At 70.2% G+C, this 13,412-nt stretch carries 13 protein-coding genes; 7 read left to right on the forward strand and 6 right to left on the reverse strand.

Going from position 1 to position 13,412, the window contains the following annotated elements; translation table 11 throughout:
* Positions 1 to 79: 79 nt before the first annotated feature.
* Positions 80 to 1,390, forward strand: coding sequence for a lipase family protein (locus tag ACLJQ7_RS15450; protein ID WP_410648893.1), 1,311 nt, complete (start codon positions 80 to 82; stop codon positions 1,388 to 1,390).
* An 87-nt stretch (positions 1,391 to 1,477) separates the two neighbouring features.
* Positions 1,478 to 2,122, forward strand: coding sequence for a TetR/AcrR family transcriptional regulator (locus tag ACLJQ7_RS15455; RefSeq protein ID WP_410648894.1), 645 nt, complete (start codon positions 1,478 to 1,480; stop codon positions 2,120 to 2,122).
* On the opposite strand, the gene ACLJQ7_RS15460 is transcribed toward ACLJQ7_RS15455, so the two are convergent.
* Genes ACLJQ7_RS15460 through ACLJQ7_RS15470 form a run of 3 tightly spaced genes read right to left on the reverse strand, consistent with a single transcriptional unit; the run spans position 2,119 to position 5,353 of the window.
* Entirely contained in the window at positions 2,119 to 2,967 is an 849-nt protein-coding gene (locus tag ACLJQ7_RS15460; protein WP_410648895.1) for an SDR family NAD(P)-dependent oxidoreductase, read from the reverse strand. The genes ACLJQ7_RS15455 and ACLJQ7_RS15460 overlap by 4 nt on opposite strands.
* Positions 2,964 to 3,863: an alpha/beta fold hydrolase gene (locus tag ACLJQ7_RS15465; protein ID WP_410648896.1), complete on the reverse strand. Its 900-nt coding sequence runs from the start codon at positions 3,861 to 3,863 to the stop codon at positions 2,964 to 2,966. The genes ACLJQ7_RS15460 and ACLJQ7_RS15465 overlap by 4 nt, the downstream gene beginning before the upstream one ends.
* Positions 3,860 to 5,353 (reverse strand): flavin-containing monooxygenase, encoded by a 1,494-nt coding sequence (locus tag ACLJQ7_RS15470; protein WP_410648897.1) that lies wholly within the window; start codon positions 5,351 to 5,353, stop codon positions 3,860 to 3,862. The genes ACLJQ7_RS15465 and ACLJQ7_RS15470 overlap by 4 nt, the downstream gene beginning before the upstream one ends.
* A gap of 89 nt (positions 5,354 to 5,442) precedes the next feature.
* Between ACLJQ7_RS15470 and ACLJQ7_RS15475 the strand changes: the two genes are divergently transcribed.
* Positions 5,443 to 6,687, forward strand: coding sequence for a PucR family transcriptional regulator (locus ACLJQ7_RS15475; RefSeq protein ID WP_410648898.1), 1,245 nt, complete (start codon positions 5,443 to 5,445; stop codon positions 6,685 to 6,687).
* A 3-nt stretch (positions 6,688 to 6,690) separates the two neighbouring features.
* On the opposite strand, the gene ACLJQ7_RS15480 is transcribed toward ACLJQ7_RS15475, so the two are convergent.
* Positions 6,691 to 7,005: an effector-associated constant component EACC1 gene (locus tag ACLJQ7_RS15480; RefSeq protein WP_410648899.1), complete on the reverse strand. Its 315-nt coding sequence runs from the start codon at positions 7,003 to 7,005 to the stop codon at positions 6,691 to 6,693.
* A gap of 99 nt (positions 7,006 to 7,104) precedes the next feature.
* Here ACLJQ7_RS15480 and ACLJQ7_RS15485 point away from each other — a divergent pair, with 99 nt between their 5' ends.
* From ACLJQ7_RS15485 to ACLJQ7_RS15495, 3 genes are read left to right on the forward strand one after another with little or no spacing between them, the layout of a single operon-like run.
* Positions 7,105 to 7,884 carry an isocitrate lyase/phosphoenolpyruvate mutase family protein gene (locus ACLJQ7_RS15485; RefSeq protein WP_410648900.1) on the forward strand — a complete coding sequence of 260 codons (780 nt, stop codon included), beginning with the start codon at positions 7,105 to 7,107 and terminating at the stop codon, positions 7,882 to 7,884.
* A 34-nt stretch (positions 7,885 to 7,918) separates the two neighbouring features.
* Positions 7,919 to 8,542 (forward strand): DUF2238 domain-containing protein, encoded by a 624-nt coding sequence (locus tag ACLJQ7_RS15490; protein ID WP_410648901.1) that lies wholly within the window; start codon positions 7,919 to 7,921, stop codon positions 8,540 to 8,542.
* A gap of 26 nt (positions 8,543 to 8,568) precedes the next feature.
* Positions 8,569 to 9,951 (forward strand): serine/threonine-protein kinase, encoded by a 1,383-nt coding sequence (locus tag ACLJQ7_RS15495; protein WP_410648902.1) that lies wholly within the window; start codon positions 8,569 to 8,571, stop codon positions 9,949 to 9,951.
* A gap of 1 nt (position 9,952) precedes the next feature.
* On the opposite strand, the gene ACLJQ7_RS15500 is transcribed toward ACLJQ7_RS15495, so the two are convergent.
* Positions 9,953 to 11,146: a hypothetical protein gene (locus ACLJQ7_RS15500; protein ID WP_410648903.1), complete on the reverse strand. Its 1,194-nt coding sequence runs from the start codon at positions 11,144 to 11,146 to the stop codon at positions 9,953 to 9,955.
* Positions 11,146 to 12,162, reverse strand: coding sequence for a hypothetical protein (locus ACLJQ7_RS15505; RefSeq protein WP_410648904.1), 1,017 nt, complete (start codon positions 12,160 to 12,162; stop codon positions 11,146 to 11,148). Before ACLJQ7_RS15505 ends, ACLJQ7_RS15500 begins: the two co-directional genes overlap by 1 nt.
* A gap of 70 nt (positions 12,163 to 12,232) precedes the next feature.
* Here ACLJQ7_RS15505 and ACLJQ7_RS15510 point away from each other — a divergent pair, with 70 nt between their 5' ends.
* Positions 12,233 to 13,348, forward strand: coding sequence for a BTAD domain-containing putative transcriptional regulator (locus ACLJQ7_RS15510; protein ID WP_410648905.1), 1,116 nt, complete (start codon positions 12,233 to 12,235; stop codon positions 13,346 to 13,348).
* Positions 13,349 to 13,412: the final 64 nt, after the last annotated feature.

The raw sequence follows: 13,412 nt of genomic DNA on the forward strand, positions 1-13,412 counted from the left end.
GACCCTGTACACCATCAGTTACCGGCTGGTAGGTTCCGAGCATCCAAACGTGATCCACTTCATGATTCAAAGGGGAGTCATGACCCGAAAGCCCGCCCGTCTGCTGGCCCTCGCGATCGCCGTCTTCGTCGGTTTCGCCGCCGCGCCCGCCGCCTCCGCCGCCCCCGCCACCGATGCGTTCTACAGCTACGACGGCAGCGAACCGTTGTCGTCGTACAGTCCCGGGACCGTGTTGAAGACCCGGACGCTCAACTATCACGTCCTCGGCATTTCCACGCCGCTCAAGGTGACCCAGTTGCTGTACCGGTCCACCGACGCCCGGGGAAAGCCGTCCGCCAACGTCACTTCGGTGCTGCGAAGCCTCACCGGCGACAGCACGAAAGCCGTTTCGTACCAATCGTTCTACGATTCGCTCGATCCCGAGCACGGCCCGTCGAGGGCGATCGCCGGTGACGTCTCGCTCGGCGGCCTGATCGCCAACGCGGAGTCGCTGTTCATCGCGCCCGCTCTGCTGCTGGGCTACAACGTCGTCATTCCCGACACCGAAGGCCAGAAGGCGAACTTCGCCGCCGGGCCCGAATACGGGACGAACACCCTGGATTCGATCCGTGCCGCGACGCGGGCTCCGGGAACGGGATTGAACGACAAGACCCGGTTCGGTCTCATCGGGTATTCGGGGGGCGCCATCGCGACGGGCTGGGCCGCCGCGCTCGCGCCGGATTACGCGCCCGAGGTCAACAAGAATCTCGTCGGTTTCACCGAAGGCGGAGTGCTCGTCAAGCCGTCGCACAATCTCAAGTACGTCAACGGCAGCGTCGCGTGGACCGGGGTCATTCCGATGGCGCTCATCGGTGTCTCGCGTTCCTTCGGCATCGATCTCAAGCCGTACGCGAATTCTTACGGCCTTCAGGTGCTCAAGGACATGGAAAAGGCGTCGATCGTCGACGCGCTCGGCCGGTATCCCGGGCTGACGTGGGAGAAATTCGTCAAACCCGAGTACGTCAACCCGAACAAGGTGCTGCCGTACGTCGAGGCCGTGAACAAGATCAACCTCGGTTCCGCGCCGACGCCCACCGTGCCCGGCTACATCGCGCAGGGCAACAACGGTGTCGTGGAAGGTACCTTCGGCAATCCCCCGGGCATCGGGACCGGTGACGGGGTGATGGTCGCCGGTGATGTGCGGGCCCTCGCGCGGCAGTATTGCGACACCGGCAACAAGTCGATCAGGTACGACCAGTACAACACGCTGAGCCACGTCGGGGCGGCCGTCGCCTGGGCGCCGCAGGCCATCGGCTGGCTCAACGACCGGTTCGCGGGCAAGGCCGCGCCGTCCAGCTGCGGGAAGATCGCGCCCGGCAACTCCCTTGCCCCGGAGGTGCCGGTCAGCTGATCCCGCGGGTCCGTGAAGGCCTCCTTCCCTACCCTGACAGTAGGGAAGGAGGCCTTCACGGATTTCCGAGCCGGTACGGTGCCGCACGTGACCGAGCACCGCAAGCTGCCGAAGGGGCCGCACAACCTCAGCCGCGACGAGGTCGCCGGGACCCAGCGCGCCCGGCTGATCGACGCGGTACTGGAGAACACCGGCAAGCGCGGCTACGTCGCCACCACCGTCGGCCACATCACCGCCACGGCCGGCGTGTCCCGGACCTCGTTCTACGAACAGTTCACCGGCAAACAGGACGCGTTCCTCGCCGCCTACCGCGAGATCACCACCGAGTTCATCGCACAGGGCGTCGCCGCGGGCGCCGAGGCCGCGACCCCGCTGGACGCCGTCGCCGCCTGCTGCGACTTCCTCGTCGACTACGTGCACCGGCGCCCCATCGCCGTCCGTGCCGTCCTGCTGGAGATCTACGCGCTCGGCGACGCGGGCCTCGAAGTACGGGAGAACACCTTGCGTGCCGGGGAAGCCGTCTTCGACCGGACGGCGAGATGGCTGCGTGCCATCGATCCCGCGCTGCCGTCACCGCCGCCGTTCACCGCGCGCACGGTCGTCGCCGCCACCATCGAACTGATCACGCAGGCCATCTGGATCGGCACCGAAGACGCCTACAGCCAGGCGCGCGAAGCGGTCCGCTACACCTGGCTGCTCGGCTTGTTCGGGCACCAGAGCGTCGATGCCTAACGTGCTAGGCGGCGCCGCTCGAACTCGACGATCAGCTTCGGGTACCGGCGCGGGAGCAGCCGGACGAGCCGGTCGACCAGTTTCGCGTCGTTCCCGACGAGCACCCGCGGCTTTCCGGCCTCGACCCCGTCGACGATGATGCGGGCGGCCTGGTCGGCCGGCATCCTCAGCAGCTTTTCGTTGTACACCCGGACGCGTTCCCGCTGTTCGGCGGTGGGCTCGATACCGCGGGCCTCCGCTTCCTTCAACGCCGCCGAGGCGATGCCGGTCTTGACCCCGCCAGGATGGACGACCGTCACCCGCACCGGATGCCCGCCCGCGATCATCTCGGTGCGCAGCGCCTCGGTGAACCCGCGGACACCGAACTTGCTGGCACAGTAGGCGCTGAGCGTCGGCTGGGCCATGAAACCGTTGAGGCTGGAGATGTTCACGACCTGGCCGTCGCCGGAATCGATCAGATGCGGCAGGAAGGCCTTGGTGCCGTTGATGACGCCGAAGAGGTTGACCGCGAGCGTGCGGTCGTACAGCTCCCAGTCCGCGTCGAGCACGGTCTGCCCGCCGCCCGCGACCCCGGCGTTGTTGTAGATCTGGTGCACCACACCGAACTGCGTGGCGACGGCGGTCGCGTACTCCAGCACGGCCGCCCGGTCGCTGACGTCCAGCGCGGCGCCCTGCACTTCCGCACCCAGTGCCTTGACCTCGGTGACGGTTCCGGCCAGCCCGGTTTCGTCCACATCGGACACCGCGAGCCGGGCTCCGCGCCGCGCGAGTTCGAGGGCCAGCTGACGGCCGATGCCGGAACCGGCACCGGTGACGACGGCGACCTTGCCGCGAACGCCGCTCATCGGGTCTCCCCCGCCGGGTCGAGGGCCAGTTCGGCGGTGAGCCCGACGAGCCGCTCGACCAGGTCCAGGGCGATGTGGTGCCCCATTCCGGGGATCTCGACGTAGCGGGCGCCGGCGATGGCCTCGGCGGTCGCCCGCCCACCGCTGTGGTGGACCATGCGGTCGGTGTCGCCGTGGACCACGACCGTCGGACAGGTGATGCGCGCGAGTTCGGCGGTGCGGTCGCCGCTGGCCTGGATGGCGCCGATCTGGCGCGCGATGCCGCTGCGGGCGCGCCGTCCCCCGGCCCGTTCCCACAGTTCCTCGGCCCAGGCCGTTTCGACGTCCTTGTCCAGCGGGAACGTGGCGGAGCCGAGGTGTCCCATCAGCGACAGGTGCCCGACCACGGATTCCTCGACCGTCTGGGCGGGCCGCCTCGCCATGCGCACCAACGTCGACTTCGCCGGCTGCCCGACGCGGCGATGTCCGGTGGTGGAGAAGATCGACGTCAGCGAAAGGACGCGGCCGGGGTTCCTGGCGGCGACGGTCTGCGCGATCATGCCGCCCATCGACATACCGACCAGATGCGCCTGCTCGACGCCGAGGTGGTCGAGCAGGCCGACGGTGTCCGCCGCCATGTCGCCCAGGTCGTAGGCATCCGGGAGCGGCCTGGCCAGCAGTTGCCGGACCTTGCCGGGATTCGGCGCCTTGATGCGATCCGAGCAGCCCGCGTCGCGGTTGTCGAACCGGATGACACGGAAGCTGCGGCGGGTGAAACCATCGATCATTTCCCGCGGCCACGACGTGAGATCCAGGCCGAGACCGGCGATCAGCACCAGCGGCACACCGTCGGCCGGGCCGTCTTCGCGGTAACAGATCTTCGGGCCGCCGGGCAGGTCGGCGAAGCTGTCGGTCACGAGCTCACCGCTTCCCGGACATTGGCGTGGGAAAAGTGCAGCTCGGGGTCGGTGATGTCGTCCGCGCGCAGCAGCTTGATGTCCGAGTGGTAGCTCATCGACGTCAGCCACGGCATGCGGTCGCCTTGGCGCGGGAGCTGGTCGAGAGCGCGCTGGACGTATCCGGCGGCGAAGTCCAGGAACGGCTTCGTCGGCATGTCCGGGTCGGCGACGACGGGACGGCAGACGGCATAGCCGTGGGCGTCCATATGCGCCAGCAGACGGCAGAAATGCTCGCACAGCAGGCCGATCTTGAGCGTCCACGACGAGTTCGTGTAGCCGATCGCGAACGCGGCGTTCGGCACGTCCGAAAGCATCATTCCCTTGTACGCAACGGTTTCCGGCAGGATCACCGGCTTCCCGTCGACGCTGAGCTTCGCCCCGCCGAACACCTGGAGGTTCAGGCCGGTGGCGGTGACGATGATGTCCGCCTCCAGCTCACGCCCGGATTCGAGCAGGATCCCCTTTTCGGTGAAGGTCGCGATCTTGTCGGTGACGACGTCGGCCTTGCCCTTGCGGATGGCGGCGAACAGATCACCGCCGGGTACGGCGCACAGCCGCTGGTCCCACGGGTCGTACGGCGGGTTGAAGTGTTCGTCGACCGGATAGTCCTTGGAAAGCTGCTTCTTGTTGACGTAGCGGATCAGGCCGCGGGCGGTCTTCGGGAACTTCTGGCAGAACTGCCAGACCGCCAGCCCCTTGCGGATGTTCTTGCGCCGGGTGAGCGCGTACGCCCGCTCCTCGCCGAGGATCTTGCGCAGGCCGTTGGCGATCTTGTCCTCGCGCGGCACCGGCATGACGTAGGTCGGGGTGCGCTGCAGCATCGTCACGTGCGCCGCGGTGCCCGCCATCGCCGGGATCAGGGTGACCGCGGTGGCGCCGCTGCCGATCACGACGACCCGCTTGCCCGCGTAGTCGAGGTCCTCGGGCCAGTGCTGCGGGTGCACGATCGTGCCGGTGAACCGGTCCCGGCCCTCGAAGCGCGGGGTGAAGCCCTCGTCGTAGCGGTAGTAGCCGCCCGCGTTGAACATCCAGCCCGCGCTGAGGCTGGTGCGCTCGCCGGTGTCGGTCCGCTCGATCTCGAGCAGCCAGCGGGCTTCGTCGCTCGACCAGGCGGCCGAGAGCAGCTTGTGGTGGTAGCGGATGCTGGGTTCGAGGCCGTTCTCGGCGACCGTCTCGCGCAGGTACGACAGGATCCGGGGCGCGTCGGCGATGGACTGCTTGTCCCGCCACGGCTTGAACTCGTAGCCGAAGGTGTGGAGATCGGAGTCCGACCGGATGCCCGGGTAGCGGAACAGGTCCCAGGTGCCGCCGGACGCGCCGCGTGCCTCCAGGATGGCAAACGTCTTGCCCGGGTTCTCGGTCTTCAGGTAGCGCGCGGCCCCGATCCCGGAAATCCCGGCACCGATGATGACCACGTCGAGGTGCTCGACGGGTGTGCTCGTCGTCATGCGGTACTCCAGCCTCGTCTCGGTTCCCTCCACGATGCGGGTCCGGCGGGGAATTGCGCTAGCGCTATCTGCACCATCATGATGTACGGATGGTGCAAAGTGCCGCATCGCCGTGGCCGACCCTGTCACCCGAGGCGCGTGACCTCTTCCGGCGGGGCGCGGAGATCGTGCTGCATCCGCGTGCCGAATGGATCGAGGAGCTGCACGAGGCCTCGCTCGGCGGGGACAGTATGCGCGCGGTCGCCGAGGACCCCGTGCTCACCGAGGGGACCAAACGCGCCAATCTGGCGAATCTGCTGCACTGGGCGGCCGCCAACGTGCAGCGCCCCGGTGAACGGGTCGCCGCCAACCTGAACCAGGAAGTGCTCGACGGCGCTCGCGACATGGTGCGCCGCGGCTTCGACTCCGGCGGCCTCGACGCCTACCGGCGGGCGCAGGGGGTGGCGTGGCGCCGGTGGATCGAGATCTGTTTCGACCTCACGTCGGATCCGGTGCTGCTCCGCGAACTGCTGGACGTCTCGTCGTTGTCGATCACCACGTTCATCGAGGACACCGTCGCCGCCGTGTCCGAACGGATGGCCACCGAACGCTCGGAACTGACCCGCGGCGCCCACGCCGAACGGCGGGCCACGGTCACGCTGCTGCTGGAAGGCGCGCCCATCAGCCGTTCGCGGGCCGAGGCCCAGCTCGGCTACCCGCTCGCCGGACCGCATACGGCCGCGATCGTCTGGAGCGGCTCGGCGACCCCGTCGTCCCAGGAGCTCGAAACCGCCGCGGAAACGCTCATGCGGGCGAGTGGCGCTTCGCACCGGCTGACCGTCGTCGCCAGCGCCGCCGCCCTATGGGTCTGGCTGCCCGGCCGAACGCCGCCGCGCGCGGACCGGCTCGCCGATGAGCTCGCGCCGCATCCCGACGTCCGGGTCGCCTTGGGACGGCCCGGCAGCGGGATCGACGGGTTCCGCCGCAGCCATCTGGACGCCGCCGCCACCCAGCGGATGCTCGCCCGGCTCACCTCGCCGCAGCAGATCGCGCGGTATCAGGACATCCAGCTGCTCGCCCTGCTCACCGGCGATCCGGCGCAGGCGGGCGAGTTCGTCGCCGACACCCTCGGCGAACTCCGGCACGCCGACGCCGAGACGCGGGAGACCGTGCGGGCCTACGTGCACGAACTGGGCAACACGACCCGGACCGCGGAACGGCTCTACACCCATCGGAACACCGTCGTCCGGCGGCTGGCGCGGGCCGACGAGCTGCTGCCCCGGCCGCTGGCGGAGAACGCGGTGGACGTGGCCGTCGCCCTGGAAACGTTGCGGTGGCTGGGAAGCGGCGCGTGACGGTCACGAAAGCGGCAGGTCCAGGTTCCGGAGCATGGCGCGTTGTTCGGCGGTCAGCTCGCCCTCGACCGTGATGGTGAACGGGGGCGGTTCCTTGCGGGAGCGGAGGAAGTTGCTCCAGGCGATGCCCAGATTCGCCAGGCCGGTCAGGGAGCCGACGGACATGCAGATCACCTCGAAGGTCCCCATCTCCCCCGTGCTCCGGGACCCCGCGAGGCTGATCGTCGCGGACCGCGTCACGTCGGCGTCGTCGCGGAGCCAGCCGTAGAACTCGGTCAGCGCTTGTTCGTCGCCGGCGGCGTTGATCGTCAGCTCCACGGGGACCTCCTCGAAACGCGATATCCCTACCAGTCGCCGCCCCGGCCCGGCGCGTAACAGGAATCGGTGCCGCCGGGCGAAAACCTCTAGATTGACGGCATGGTTTCCACCGCCGAGAAGGCCACGCGGCTGCAGGAATTGCACGCCGCCCCCGAACTCTTGCTCGTCGTCAACGTCTGGGACGCGATCACCGCCAAGGTCGTCGCCGAAACCCCTGGTACGCAGGCCCTCGCCACCCCGAGTCACGGTATCGCCGCCGCCCGCGGCTACCCCGACGGCGAGGTGATCCCCCGCGACGAGATGATCGCCGAGGTCGCCCTGATCGTCCGGGTGGCGGGTGATCTGCCGGTCACCGCGGATCTGGAAGCGGGCTACGGCGACCCGGGCGGCACGGTCGCCAGGGCGATCGAGGTGGGCGCGGCCGGTTGCAACCTCGAAGACCAGATGAAACCGCTGGCCGAGTCGGTCAAGGCCGTCGAGGCAGCGGTCGCCGCCGCCCAGTCCGCCGGGGTCGGCTTCGTGCTCAACGCCCGCACCGACGCCTTTCTCCGGGCGGGCGACCGTGACCCCGAGGAGGTGCTGGCCGACGCGATCACCCGGGGCCGCGCCTACCTGGACGCCGGCGCGTCGAACGTCTTCGTGCCGGGCAAGCTCGACGAGACCCAGGTCGGCAGGCTCGTCGAGGCGCTGGGCGAGCGCAAGGTGAACCTGATCGGCGTCCCGGGCTCGATCCCGCTGGCCACCGCCCAGAAGCTCGGCGTCTCCCGGGTGTCCTACGGGCCGTTCAGCCAGAACGTCGCGCTCACCGCGCTGGCGAAGCTCGCCGAGGACGTCTACGCCGGCGGCGGCCTGCCCGCCGACATGCGCAAGCTGAACTGAGCGAGCCGGGGCCCGTCCCAGTAGGGTCCCACGCATGGTGCGCGGAGTCGGCCGGACGGAAGGCATCCTGCTGGCCGGCTCCGTGGTCGCCGTGCTCGTGGTGACCGGTGTCCTCGCCAGGTCCCCCGGCACCTGGCTGCTGGAAGTCGTCTGGGTGCTGATCGGGCTGCCACTGGTGGTGGCGCTGCGCAAACGCTTCCCCTTGACTCGGTTGCTGTGCTGGCTGCTGGTGCTGCACGCGATCGTGCTGTGTTACGGCGGGCAGTACACCTACGCGGAAACCCCGGCCGGGGAATGGGTGCAGGGCTGGCTGGGCACCCAGCGGAACAACTACGACCGGTTCGCCCACGTCGTCCAGGGTTTCGTCCCGGCGATCGCCGTGCGCGAGGTGCTGCTGCGCCGGACCCCGCTGCGTCCCGGTGCCTGGGTCGCGTTCCTGACCGTCTGCGTCTGCGTGACGATCGCCGCCGGTTTCGAGTTCGTGGAATGGCTCAGCGCGATGATCGCCGGCGCGGGCGCGGACGATTTCCTCGGCACCCAGGGAGACGTCTGGGACACGCAGTGGGACATGTTCCTCTGCCTGTGCGGCGCGGTGCTTTCCCTGCTGATCTGGCGCAGGGTGCACGATCGGCAACTTTCGGGTGATCGCGCGGGTTAGAGTGCTCGCGTGACAGGGGGAACCGCGTGACGCCGCGCGTCGGTGAGGACTTCGGGGGATTCCGGATCGACGGGATCCTCGGCCGCGGCGGGATGGGCGTCGTCTATCGCGCGTGGCAGCACCGCATGCGGCGGCCGGTGGCGCTGAAGGTCCTGCCGCCCCACTACGCCGAAGACCCGGTGTACCGCGAGCGGTTCGGCCGTGAGGCGGCTGCGCTGGCCAGGCTCGATTCGCCGCATGTCGTCGCGGTGTACGACCACGGCGAGGTGGACGGCTGCCTGTACCTGGCGATGCAGCTGGTCGACGGGCCCGATCTGGCCAAGGTGCTCGAAGGCGGGCCGATGGACCCGGACCGCGCGCTGGCGGTGGTGGACCAGGTGGTCTCCGCCCTCGGCGACGCGCACGCGATCGGCGTCGTGCACCGTGACGTCAAGGCGGCCAACGTCCTGCTGCGGCCCCGTGCCGCGCACCACGACGAGGATTTCGCCTATCTGTGCGACTTCGGCATCGCACGGTCGGCCGAAATCGACCGCGGCGCGGAGACCAGCGGCGTGATCGGCACCGTCGGTTACATGGCGCCCGAACGTCTTCGCGGCGAACCCGCCACCGCCGCTTCGGACATCTACGCGGTGGGCTGTCTGCTGTGGGTGACCCTGACCGGGGAGTTGCCTTACAACGGCAGCCAGCCCGAGGTGATCGTGGCACACGACAGGGCACCGATCCCGCAGCTCGTGGTCGGCGATCCGCGCACCGTTGCGGTCAACGATCTGCTGAAGTCGTTGCTGGCCAAGGATTCCCGTAACCGTCCGACGGTGCGAGAAGTACGCGACCGGATCCGGGCCATCCGTGCCGAGGCGCTGCCCGCCGGTGTCGTCGTCGAGCAGCCTCGCCGCCGCCGGACCGGGTTGGTGGCGGGCCTGGTGGCCGGCGCCGCGCTGCTGGTCGCGATCGTGCTCGCGGCGGTCTTCCTGATGTCGCCGGGGCCGCCCGCCGCCGACCGGATCGGCCGCAGCACGCCGTCCGGGCTCGCCTGCGCACCGGTGGCGTCGGCCGACGAGGGTGTCCGCGCGCAGGTCGTCTGCCAGACCGGCGGTGAGACCGGCGAACTCCGGATCGCCGCCCTCGACGACGTCGACGCGGCCACCGCCTACCTGCGCACCGGCGCGGGGACGGATCCGGCCGGGCTCACCGCCGGCAAATGCCCCACCGACCTGCCCGCCAAGCAGTCGTGGTCACGCGACGGGCACCGCGGCACCCTTGTGTGCACGGTGCTCGGCACGACCACCCGGTACGCCTGGACCGACGACGAGCACGCCACCGTGTCGGTGCTCGACGGCCGCCTCGGCACGCCTTATCCCGCCGACCTGCGCGCCGTCGAGGACTTCTTCGCGGCGATCCGGTTCGGCTGAGTCACCGCGAGCCGCGCTGCCAGCGTTCCAGCAGCGCCTCCGGCGAAGAGCCCGGTGCGCCGAAGAACCAGCCGTAGATCAGTTTCGCGTCGTCGTCGAAATAGATGGCCGGGCTGCGGTCGTCCGCCGTGACGAACCGGATGAACTGGCCGACGACCGGGCCGCCGAGGCGGTTCCAGGTCCGCACCTCGACGCTCCCGGGCACCACCCCGCCGTTCGCCGAGTTCTCCGAACGCAGCTTGATCAGCGCGTCGTGGTCGGACGCCGAACTGAACACCAGCATCGCGCCGTCGGCCAGTGGGCATTTGACCGTTTCGGCCGTGCCGGTCGAGGCGGGAACCGCCTGGCACTTCGCGGACTGCTCGTTGAGCACGTGCGCCTGCGCGAAATCCCACAGCGCGCCGGAAGAGAACGCGGCCCCCGGTACCTCCGGGCGTTCGAGCACCCCGAATTGCCGCGCGTCGTAGAACTCCACCAAGGCGGGAAGCCCGGTCTTCTGTGCCGTCAGTGTCGCGCTGACCGGACGCGGACTGTCGACGTCCCAGTAGACCGTCGACTCCCCGGAAGGGAGTTCCCGCATCGAGAAGGCCGCGCCCTGGCCGAGGTTGCCCGCCGAACGCACCGCTCCGGCCGCGCTCGCGAGCGCCCTGGATTCGGTGAGCCTGCCCGGCACGTCGTAGGTGACCAAGGTGAGGGCGTAGAGCCCGGCGTCGCAGCCGACACGCTCCATCTCACCGGGTTTCGCGGGCTGCTGGGCGCACCGGACCGCGCCGTCGAGCAGGCGGGCACCGAGTGCGCGGTAGCGGCCGGCGACCTGGTCGAGCGCGTAGCGGTCCGGCGGAGGCGGTGCGGGCTTTTCCTTGCCCTGGACGAAGAGCACCACTCCGATCGCGACCGCGGCCACCAGCAGCACCGCCCCGCCGAGGAGCCACTTCTTGCGTACGCGCGAGGGAAGCGCTCGTGTCGTGCGGTTCTCGCGGCCGCCCCAGGCGAGCCGGTTCTCCGCGCGGGTGGGGTTCAGCGGCGGCCCGGTCTCTCCGGGATCGTTCAGCGCGGCGACGAGCGCGTCGATTTCGGCCGGGGTGAAGGCGTTTCCGGACTGCTCCAGGGCGGACCGGAGCGCGACCGGGTCGGTCAGCGCGTGGCGTCCGAAGCGGCGGACGACTTCGGCGAGCCGGGGATCCTGGTCGTCCATCACGCGTCCGGGTCCGCCCAGAACTTGCGGAGCACCTGCTGATCGTCGGTACTCGCCTGCATGTAGACGGCGACCCCGGTGGCGTCCTCGTCGAAGTAGAGCCGTGCGTAGCCGTTTTCCGGCTCCAGGAAACGGATCCGGGTGCCGTCGCCGGTACGCGGGGTGCCGGCCGGGATACCCGCGCGGATACCCGGCTGTCCCGGCACGTACTCCCAGCGCAGCGTCCGGATCGACCCCGGCCGCGCGCCGTCGTTGTCGGTCTGCAGCACCTTGCGCAGATTGGTGAGCTGACCGGGGAAGAACAGCACGCGGAAGCTGGCGATGATGCCGGAACCCAGCTCGCAGTTGACGGTTTCCCGGACACTCACGATGGATTTCGCCGCCTCGCAGCGGACGTCCGGATGATCGAGATACGGCTTCGCCGCGGCGAGCAACTCCGGATCCTTGAAGGCCGCGGCCGCCTCCTCGGGAACCGGCGGCGGCGAGGATTCACGCTGGGGTGCCGAGCCCATCGGCAACGTGGTGGTCTCAGACCACGACGACGGCACCGTCGGCGGATCGGCGGGCCGCCTCGGTTCGTCGCCGTCGACCAGCACGAGATTCGCCACGGTCGTGACGAGGACCGCCGCCGCGACGGCGGCGGCGATCACGGCGAAACCTTTGGCGCGCTTCGGCTTTTCCCCGGCCAGGACGGCGGTCGGCTCGTCGGTGGCGGCGTCCCTCGGAAGATAGCCGAGTGCCGTGCCCAGTTGCGCGCACGCCCATTTCGCACCGGCGTCGCCGCCGCAAGCCTCTACCGCGGCCCGGTGGGCGGCGGCGGGGCTGCCCCCGTCTTCGAGCACGGAGCGCATCCGCTGGGCCGCACCCGCCCCCGCCGCCGCGGCGAGCGCGTTGATCTCGGCGTCGGGAGGCGGGTCGGGAAGACTGCGCAGAGCGCCGGTGAGGACGATCGGGTCGGACAGCGCGTCGCGCCCGTGCCGGTCCACCACGTCTTCGAGTGCGGTCAATGTGGTCATGCCGGTCAGTTAAGCCCATCCCGCTTCAAGCTCGCTTCAAGCTTCCGGAGCAACCTGGAATGATCGGCCCGTGACGGTGGAAGTGCGGCTGCTGGGACCGGTGGAACTGGTCGTCGACGGCGTGCCCGCCACTCCTGGTGGCCTGCGGCCGCGCGCTGTCCTCGCCGTGCTCGCCGCCTCCGGGGAGGCGCCCGTGAACGCGGACAGGCTGGCGGAGGCGATCTACTCCGACACCGGCAAACCCGCGTCCCGTGCCACCGTGCAGGTACACGTGCACAATCTGCGGCAGAACCTGGGCCCGCACGGGGGATCCCTGCTCCACGGCCCGGCGGGTTACCGGCTGCTCGGCGTCCACGCCGACATCCGCGAGGCGGAGGACGCGATCGGCCGGGCGAGGGCCGCCGAACGGGCACGCGACGGCGGCGGTGCCGCGGCGGGATACCGGCGGGCGCTCGAAGTGTGGCGGGGGCCGTTCTGCGCCGACCTGCCGGATCACGCCGCTTTCGACCCCGCGCGCGGCCTCTACGCGGAAATGCGCTGGGAGGCGCTGGAGGCGCGGATCGCCGCGGATCTGCGCGCGGGTGACGTTCCCGGTCTGGTGCGGGAACTCGAGGACCTGGTCACCGAGCATCCGCTGCGCGAACGCTTCTGGGGTCAGCTGATGGTCGCGCTCTACCAGGAAGAACGCCAGGCGGAGGCGCTGGACCGGTTCCGGCAGGCGCGGCGGGTGCTGGCCGAGGAAGCGGGCGTCGATCCGGGGCCGGCGTTGCGGGAGCTGGAACGCGCGGTCCTCGCCCACGCCGGGACGGCGACCCTGCTGCGGGTGGCCGCCCCTGGCGCCGCCGGGGCCGGGCGGCCGACGCTGACCTGGGTCGACGGTGCGGGGCGGGCGCGCCTGCGGGAACTGCCCGCGCTGGGGCGGCTGGCCATCGGCCGGGACGCGAGTGCCGACGTCGCGCTCCGGCACGACGGCGCCGTCTCCCGCGCCCACGCCGAGATCACCGTCGGTGAGGGCGGCACCTTCCTGGCGGATCTCGGCTCGCGCAACGGGACCTTCCACAACGGCGAGCGGATCGCGGGGCCGGTCCCGCTCGCTCCCGGCGACGTCGTACGCTGCGGCGACACGGTACTGGCGGTGACGAGCGGCGGCGCGGCGGTCAGCCCGGTCGACGGGACCACCCGGTAGAACGGTTCTTCACGAATCGCCTGTAATCCAGGTAACCAAGCAACGATCTCCTGTTCTGCGGGTC

Origin of the sequence: Amycolatopsis sp. cmx-4-54 (genome assembly GCF_046548895.1) — a bacterium.
In the GTDB taxonomy this organism is placed as follows: domain Bacteria; phylum Actinomycetota; class Actinomycetes; order Mycobacteriales; family Pseudonocardiaceae; genus Amycolatopsis.

Bases quoted from the DNA above. Each gene is read 5' to 3' on its own strand.
- ACLJQ7_RS15450 (WP_410648893.1), top strand. From the start codon at position 80: ATGACCCGAAAGCCCGCCCGTCTGCTGGCCCTCGCGATCGCCGTCTTC.
- ACLJQ7_RS15460 (WP_410648895.1), bottom strand. From the start codon at position 2,967: ATGAGCGGCGTTCGCGGCAAGGTCGCCGTCGTCACCGGTGCCGGTTCC.
- ACLJQ7_RS15470 (WP_410648897.1), bottom strand. From the start codon at position 5,353: ATGACGACGAGCACACCCGTCGAGCACCTCGACGTGGTCATCATCGGT.
- ACLJQ7_RS15475 (WP_410648898.1), top strand. From the start codon at position 5,443: ATGGTGCAAAGTGCCGCATCGCCGTGGCCGACCCTGTCACCCGAGGCG.
- ACLJQ7_RS15485 (WP_410648900.1), top strand. From the start codon at position 7,105: ATGGTTTCCACCGCCGAGAAGGCCACGCGGCTGCAGGAATTGCACGCC.
- ACLJQ7_RS15490 (WP_410648901.1), top strand. From the start codon at position 7,919: ATGGTGCGCGGAGTCGGCCGGACGGAAGGCATCCTGCTGGCCGGCTCC.
- ACLJQ7_RS15500 (WP_410648903.1), bottom strand. From the start codon at position 11,146: ATGGACGACCAGGATCCCCGGCTCGCCGAAGTCGTCCGCCGCTTCGGA.
- ACLJQ7_RS15505 (WP_410648904.1), bottom strand. From the start codon at position 12,162: ATGACCACATTGACCGCACTCGAAGACGTGGTGGACCGGCACGGGCGC.